At 79.7% G+C, this 1,333-nt stretch carries 1 protein-coding gene; it reads right to left on the bottom strand.

Annotated features, from left to right (window positions below):
* Window positions 1–1,333: GAF domain-containing protein (locus tag PYV61_RS25405; protein WP_275836678.1), on the bottom strand; the 1,333-nt coding region annotated here is incomplete at both ends.

Here is a 1,333-nt window from a genome sequence, read left to right as displayed (position 1 = left end):
CCCGGCGGCGCGCACCAGCGCGCGCTGCGGCGCACCGCGGCGGAGCGCGTGCCGCACCACCGCCGACGCGCGGCGCGCGCGCGCCTCGGCGTCGGGCGGCTCGTCGTCGACGTGCACGACGCTGGTCACCGGCGCGTGGCCGTGGCGCTGCGGGTCGTCCTGCCCGGCCAGTCGCGCGTCCAGCGACGCCCCGGCCAGCGCGCGCGCGCCCGCCGCCCCCAGCAGCTCGGCGGCGCGTGCGTTCGCGCGCAGCACGCGGCCGTCCTCGTCGAGCACGACCATCCCGGCCGCGATGGCGTCGAACGACACCTGCCACTCGCGCGTCGACGCCTCGACCTCCTCGAACAGGCGCGCGTTGACGATCGCCACCGTCACGTGCTCGGCGAGGCGCTCCAGCACCCGCGCGTCGTGCGCGTCGAAGTCGGGGGCGCGGTTGACCACGCAGATCGCGCCGATCGGCCCCTCGGCGGCGCGCAGCGGCACGACCACCGTCTGCGCGACCTCGACCACGCCCTCGAGCGCCCCGAACGCCCGCGGGTCGCGCGCGACGTCGTTGCGCACCACCGACGCGCCGTCGAGCGTCGCGCGCCCCGGCAGGCTCCCCTCCAGCGGGAGGTGCACCCCCGCCAGCAGCTCCGCCGAGCCGACGCCGGCCACCACGTGCAGCCACCCGTCGCGGCGCAGCGCCACGCACGCCCCCTCGGCGTGCAGCAGCCCCACGGTGTGCCGCAGGACGAGGCGCAGCACCTCGCCGAGCCGCAGCGACCCGCTGACGGCGCGCGCCACCGCGACCAGCGCCTCCCCCTGGCGCCGCTCGGCCTCGCTCTCGGCGAACAGGCGCGCGTTGGCGAGCGCGGTGCCCGCCTGCGCGGCCAGCGTGCGCAGCAGCTCCCCGTGCTCCTCGCCGAAGGCCCGCGGTGCCACGGCGTGCACCGCGAGGACGCCGACCAGCTGCGTGCCGACGCGCATCGGCACCGCCAGCACGCTGCGCGCGGGGCCGCCCTCCATCACGACGTCGTCGGCCGCCGCCAGCGGCGAGCGCGCGGGGTCGTAGTCGTCGACGCGCACGGTGGTCCCGGTGCGCGCCACCTCGGCGATCGGGCCGGCGCCGAGCGGCTGGTCGGCGCGCGGGCGCTGGAGGCCGTGCAGCTGGCGCAGCGCCGTGCGCACCACGCCCCCCTCGACGTCGGGGTGGGCGACCACCAGCCCGTCGTGCGGGACGAGGCGCGCCGCCTGCCGCGCCAGCTCGCGCACCACCGCCTGCGCGTCGAGCGAGCGCGCCAGCGCGGCCCCCGCCTCCTGCACCCGCTGCAGCCGCTCGGCGAGCTGGCGC

The sequence above is a fragment of the Roseisolibacter sp. H3M3-2 genome, from assembly GCF_029211165.1.
GTDB lineage: Bacteria > Gemmatimonadota > Gemmatimonadetes > Gemmatimonadales > Gemmatimonadaceae > Roseisolibacter.
Note: the sequence above shows the minus strand (reverse complement) of the source record. Positions and strands in the feature narration are given on the sequence as shown.